We start from the raw sequence: 5,605 nt of genomic DNA, 5'->3' as shown, positions 1-5,605 counted from the left end.
CGAACCTCCGCTGAGGTTCTGCATCCAGCCCGGCTGCTGGGAGTGCCAGGCCAGGGTGTGGCCGCGCACCTTCAGGCCGCGCTGGGTCGCCCAGTTGTAGATCTGGTCACCGGCACCAAAGCTGAACTGGCCCCGGTTCGGTTCCGTGGCGTCAGGCTTCATCTCGTTCTCGGCCGTCACCATGTTGAACTCACGCGCCGCGATCGTGGTGTACGTCGAGTCGTTGAGCCGGCTCGCGGCGATGGCGGTGCCGAAGTACCGGCCCGACTGGGCGGCGGCCGCACCGAGCGTGCTCGCGGCGGCGCTCGCGTTCGGGATCACGGCCACGACGGCCAGCGTCGCGACCACGCCGGCCGCGCCGGCGAGCAGCACCTTGCGCAACGGCGACCGTTTCCGCCGGTCCGCGCCACGATGCGCAGTGGGAGAGGCGGTCATCATGGTCTCCTTTCTTGGCCGGTGCCCGGTCGCTCCGGGCGGGGCGATCCGCGCACCGGCACCGCGGGGGATTGATACCGACGCATGCTGCCACTCACATCGCGGGTCCGCAATGGCTTCTTCCGAAAGCCTTCCGGAAGAACTGTCCTGAGAATACGGACAATCTGCCAGGCCGCGTAGGTCAGCCGATTCGTTGTCGCACAATGTTCTCCCACTTCATCGCCAGATTGGAGGGATCTTGGCGAGAGCCCCGGTCCGGCTTCCACGGGTCGGCAAAAGTTGGCAACAACAATCACCACCACGACAGCTCCGAAACTTCCGGACGCCTATCGGTATGTCAGGCGGCGGCCATCCGGGCGACCTTGTGCGCTGCGATGTCGGCGCGGAAGTGGTCGCCGGACTCGCCCACCACCGCGCGTACATGCTCCTCGGCCTGCTCGGCCAGCCCGTCGTAGACGGCCGTGAAGACCTCGCGGGCGCGGGCGCGGGGCCAGTCGGCAGGCATCAGCTCGATGGGCAGCTGCGGATCCAGCAGCGGGATGCGCCGGTAGGTGTCCATGATCTCGGCGCGGGCCCGGACGGCGGCCGACCCGCTGACCAGTCCAGCGCGGACGTCCGGCAGCAGGGGACCCCAGCGCCGGTCGAAGGCCTCGTAGTGCCGGGAGATGGCGGCGATGTCCCACGCCTCGATCGGGTCGCGGTTCGTCGCGGTCGCCAGGTCGACGTGTTCGGCCCGGAAGACGGTCATCGCGCCGAGCGCGACGGCGGAGAGCCGCTGCCTGACGGTGGGGTTCAGCAGGTCCGGCGAGATCCACAGCCCGTCGTACAGCGGCGCGAACCCGAGCCATCGCAGCTGGCCGCGCAGCGTCCGCCGGGGTGAACTCTGCTCCTGCGGCAGGGAGAACGCGACCAGGGTCCAGCACCCGTCCCATGGTTCGTCCCGCGTACCGAACCGGGCGATCCACGCACCACCGGCGGACAGCTCCGCGGCGGCCTCCCGGGTCAGCCGGTAGGCGCTGTGCCGGCCGTGGCGAGAGCTCTCCAGCACCCCGCGGCGGGCCAGGCGGCTGATGGCGGCGCGTGCGCCGGCGGCGCTGACCCCGGACTCCCCCAGCAGCGTCATGATCGCCGCGGTCGGCAGCCAGGCACGCGTGGGCAGCGTGTAGTCGGCCACGAGTGTCGCCGCCAGCCCCTGGGCCGGGTTCGCTTCCTGGCGTCGCGGCAGGCGCGATCCGGCGGCGACGTCGGGGAATATCTCCTCGATCTCGAACGGGCTTACCACGGCGACTCCGGTACTGCGATGGACAGGATCCACGGCGACGGTCGGCCCATGATAGGCGCACCCCGCGCACGGCAGCGCGTCGCCGACCATCGACATCAGACACAGTCGATTGACACTTCACTGCCCTGCGAGCACACTACCTGTCACACGTCGTCGCCGGAGCCCGACGACGTTTCGTGACCGGGTCGTCCCGCGCGCAGGGCATGGCGCAGCGGGAAGCGCCCGGAACTGTCCTCGATCGAGGGAGTGTCATGAGAGCGACGACCGGACCCGGCTGGCGCCGAGCCACCCTGGCGGGTCTGCTGACCACGGCGGTGGCGGGTGCCATGCTCCTACTGCCCCACTCGGCCCAGGCGGGCCCGACGGCGGGATGCGGCAAGAGCCCGACGTTGACCAGCGGTGCCCGTTCGATCCAGAGCGGCGGCCTGAACCGCGGATACATCCTGAGCATTCCGGACGGCTACACCAGCACCCGTCCGTACCGGCTGATCTTCGGTCTGCACTGGCTGAACGGCACGGCCAACGATGTCGCCACCGGCGGAGCCGACGGCGCGGCCTGGGCCTTCTACGGGCAGAAGCAGCTGGCGAACAACGGCACCATCTTCGTCGCGCCGCAGGGCATCGACAACGGCTGGGCCAACACCAACGGCCGGGACGTGACCCTGGTGGACGACCTGACCAGGCTCGTCGAGAACGATCTCTGCGTCGATACGAGCCAGGTCTTCGCGATGGGATGGAGCTACGGCGGCGCGATGAGCTACGCCCTGGCCTGCGCCCGGCCGGCGGTGTTCCGCGCGGTGGTGGTCTACTCAGGCGCCAACCTGAGCGGATGCGGCGGCGGAACGCAGGCCGTCGCCTACTTCGGCATCCACGGCACCCACGACAGCGTGCTCAACATCTCGAACGGACGCTCGCTGCGGGACACGTTCGTCAGGAACAACGGCTGCACCGCGCAGAGTCCCCGCGAGCCCGCGCAGGGGAGCCTGACCCACGTCACCACGTTCTACTCCGGCTGCCGCGCCGGATATCCGGTGCAGTGGGCCGCGTTCGACGGAGACCACACCCCCAGTCCGGTGGACGGGACGACCGGCACCAGCGGTGTGCGCACCTGGACCTCGGCCGCGGTGAACACCTTCCTGGCCCAGTTCACCAGCGCGCCTCCCAGCAGTCCGCCGCCGAACAGCCCGTCACCCAGCAGCAGCCCGTCACCGAGCAGCAGTCCGTCGCCGTCCGCACCACCCCCCGGCAGCGGATGCCGCGCCGCCTACACGACGATCAACTCGTGGCCGGGCGGCTTCCAGGGTGAGGTCACGGTCACAGCCGGCAGTTCCGCCGTCAACGGCTGGACCGTGCAGTGGCCGCTCGGCGGCGGCCAGACGATCACCCAGGTGTGGAGCGGGACCCTGTCCGTGAGCGGAACGACCGCGTCGGTCCGCAACGTCTCGTACAACGGTTCACTGGCGGCAGGCACGTCGGCCACGTTCGGTTTCCTCGCCAACGGAAATCCGTCGACTCCCTCACCGACCTGCACGAGCCCCTGATCCGCCGACCTCGACACCTGGCACCGGTATGGGCCGACCCGTTCGGTACCGGTCGGCCCATACCGCCGCTGTGCCGCCGAATCCACCAGCAGGCACCCGGAAAATCTGTCGTCAGAAATCGTTACGCACACCCAGTCCCGAGAGTCGCGCACCCGCGTCACCGCTCATCCACCACACCGCGGCTTGACGCAGGGGCGTTCCTGGGCGACAGTCAACCCCCGATCCACTGCGGACAGCGATACGGAACATGCCATCCACCAGCCCAGACCACGCCACCCTGGTCACTGCGGCGCAAGCCGGTGACCGTCGCGCTCTCGAAGCCCTGCTCCGGGCCTACCTGCCATTCGTCTACACCATCGCGCGCCGGGCGCTCGACTCCGCCGACGTCGACGACGTGGTCCAGGACGCGATGGTTCGCGCCGTACGCGAGTTGCGGGGACTACGTGAGCCGCAGACCTTCCGAGCCTGGTTGGGGACCATAACCGTCCGGCAGGTGAGCACCCACCTGCAGCGGCGGCGCACATCCGCGGCACACACCTCCAGCGGCCTCGACGACCTGGTCGACGTGCCGGACGCGGACCCGGCTTTCGAAGAGCTGACGATGCTGCGCCTGGACCTCGCCGCGCAGAGAGGCCAGACGGCGCGGGCGGCACACTGGCTGGACGACGACGACCGCATCCTGCTGTCGCTGTGGTGGCTGGAGCTGGCGGGCAGGCTGACCCGTGCCGAACTGGCCGCGGCGGCCGGTGTCGGCGTCGCCCACGCCGGCGTACGCGTGCAACGGATGCGCCAGCAACTGGAGCTCTGCCGCGCCATGGTGGCGGCTCTCGATCAGCGACCGCGGTGTGTCGCGCTCAACGGCCTGACAGCCGACTGGGACGGCACGCCGAGCTCGCCGTGGCGCAAGCGGCTGATCCGGCACGTGCGCGCCTGCGAAGACTGCGATCAGGCAGCAGACGACCTGCTGCCCGCCGAGCAGCTGCTCGTCGGGCTCGCCCTGCTGCCCGTCCCGTTGGCGCTCGCCGCCGCGGTGCTCGGCAAAGGCATCGGTGCCGCCGCGTCCCTGCCGGTGACGGTCGGCGCCGCGGCGAACTCCGGGCTGTTCGGCAGCCTGACCAAGGCGTTCGCGGCCGCGCCGGTCGCCGCGACCGTAAGCGGGTCTGCGGTGATGGCGGTCGCCGTCACCGCCCTGGCCTGGCCGGCGCCCCCTCCCCCGCCGCCCTCGGCGGCCACGGCACCCCGGCCACCGGCCACGATGTCCGCAGCGGCCGCACCGACCGCCGCGGCGAGCCCTTCGGTCGTACGCGCCACTTCGACCAGCACCCGGCCCCGGACTTCACCCAGCCCGGCTGGTCTGCTGGCAGTCGGGCCGGTGTCGTTGGAGGCGGGTGACTCCCCCGGCCAGTATGTGACCACCGCCGACGGCCTCGGCGTGCTGCAGCCGCTGTCGGCCTCCGGCGCCGCCACGGCGCGTCGGCAGGCGACTTTCGACGTGGTGGCAGGCCTGGGCGACCCGGCGTGTTTCTCGTTCCGCGCCGCCGACGGACGGTATCTGCGCCATCTGTCATGGCGGCTGCGCCTGGACCCGCGGCTGGACACCGCGCTGTTCCGCGGCGACGCGACGTTCTGCGTGCACGCGGGGGCGCTCGACGGCACAGTCCTGCTTGAGTCGTCCAACTATCCCGGTTGGTTCCTGCGGCACCGGGACGGCCAGATGTGGGTCGATCAGACTGACGGCTCCGCCGCCTTCCGTCTCGGCGGATCGTTCCGGATCCGCTCCGCGCTGGCATAGCCGCAGCCGTCGGTCAGGGTGGCGCCGCCGCTCACCCTGACGATCGCGACCGTCCGTGTGAGCGTTCGCCTGGCACTTAGCGGTACCTCTACCGCCGGACTACCGATCCGGCAGCAAGCAAGGCTCTGAAACATTTTCGCGACCCTTGACTAACACCCATGTTATCGGTCACATTCGACGAGCCGGGGCAGCCGGCGCACAAGCAGCACAACATGAAAGTGGCCGCTGGAGCGGGTGACGTCTTCACCGACGCGCCCCACGGCGCACCGGCGACACCGTCATCGCCGGGCAGCGCCGCAGTGGTCGATCGGCTCCGTCGCATCACCACGGCCGATCACCCGCGATACGTCCCGCCCCGGCCCCGCCCCGTCGTGCCCTGATCCGTTCCCGAAGGAGGATGCCGTGACCGGCATCAGCACCGCCACACCGCCCACCGCCCGCAGGCGAGGCTGGCGCGCAGCATTGACCATGGCCGTGGTCACCGCCCTGGCCACCGCGGGCATGGCCGCTGTCAGCACCAGCAACGCCGAAGCCGCGTCGGTGGACACCAGCGCG

General features: G+C 70.5%; 4 protein-coding genes. 2 read left to right on the top strand and 2 right to left on the bottom strand.

Annotated elements, in window-relative coordinates; all coding sequences use genetic code 11:
- Together QEZ54_RS36105 and QEZ54_RS36100 are read right to left on the bottom strand one after the other, a co-directional pair.
- On the bottom strand, positions 1-435 hold a 435-nt coding region (locus QEZ54_RS36105; RefSeq protein ID WP_281309289.1), incomplete at its 3' end, for an endo-1,4-beta-xylanase.
- A gap of 337 nt (positions 436-772) precedes the next feature.
- Positions 773-1,717: a PaaX family transcriptional regulator C-terminal domain-containing protein gene (locus tag QEZ54_RS36100; protein ID WP_281309288.1), complete on the bottom strand. Its 945-nt coding sequence runs from the start codon at positions 1,715-1,717 to the stop codon at positions 773-775.
- A gap of 251 nt (positions 1,718-1,968) precedes the next feature.
- Between QEZ54_RS36100 and QEZ54_RS36095 the strand changes: the two genes are divergently transcribed.
- Both QEZ54_RS36095 and QEZ54_RS36090 read left to right on the top strand, forming a co-directional pair.
- Complete coding sequence (locus tag QEZ54_RS36095) at positions 1,969-3,258, top strand: cellulose binding domain-containing protein (RefSeq protein WP_348650609.1); 1,290 nt, start codon at positions 1,969-1,971, stop codon at positions 3,256-3,258.
- 247 nt (positions 3,259-3,505) lie between these two features.
- Positions 3,506-5,050 carry a sigma-70 family RNA polymerase sigma factor gene (locus QEZ54_RS36090; protein WP_281309287.1) on the top strand — a complete coding sequence of 515 codons (1,545 nt, stop codon included), beginning with the start codon at positions 3,506-3,508 and terminating at the stop codon, positions 5,048-5,050.
- Positions 5,051-5,605: the final 555 nt, after the last annotated feature.

It is taken from the genome of Catellatospora sp. KI3, assembly GCF_029948125.1.
Classification (GTDB): domain Bacteria; phylum Actinomycetota; class Actinomycetes; order Mycobacteriales; family Micromonosporaceae; genus Catellatospora.
Note: the sequence above shows the minus strand (reverse complement) of the source record. Positions and strands in the feature narration are given on the sequence as shown.

Bases quoted from the DNA above. Each gene is read 5' to 3' on its own strand.
- QEZ54_RS36090 (WP_281309287.1), top strand. From the start codon at position 3,506: ATGCCATCCACCAGCCCAGACCACGCCACCCTGGTCACTGCGGCGCAA.
- QEZ54_RS36095 (WP_348650609.1), top strand. From the start codon at position 1,969: ATGAGAGCGACGACCGGACCCGGCTGGCGCCGAGCCACCCTGGCGGGT.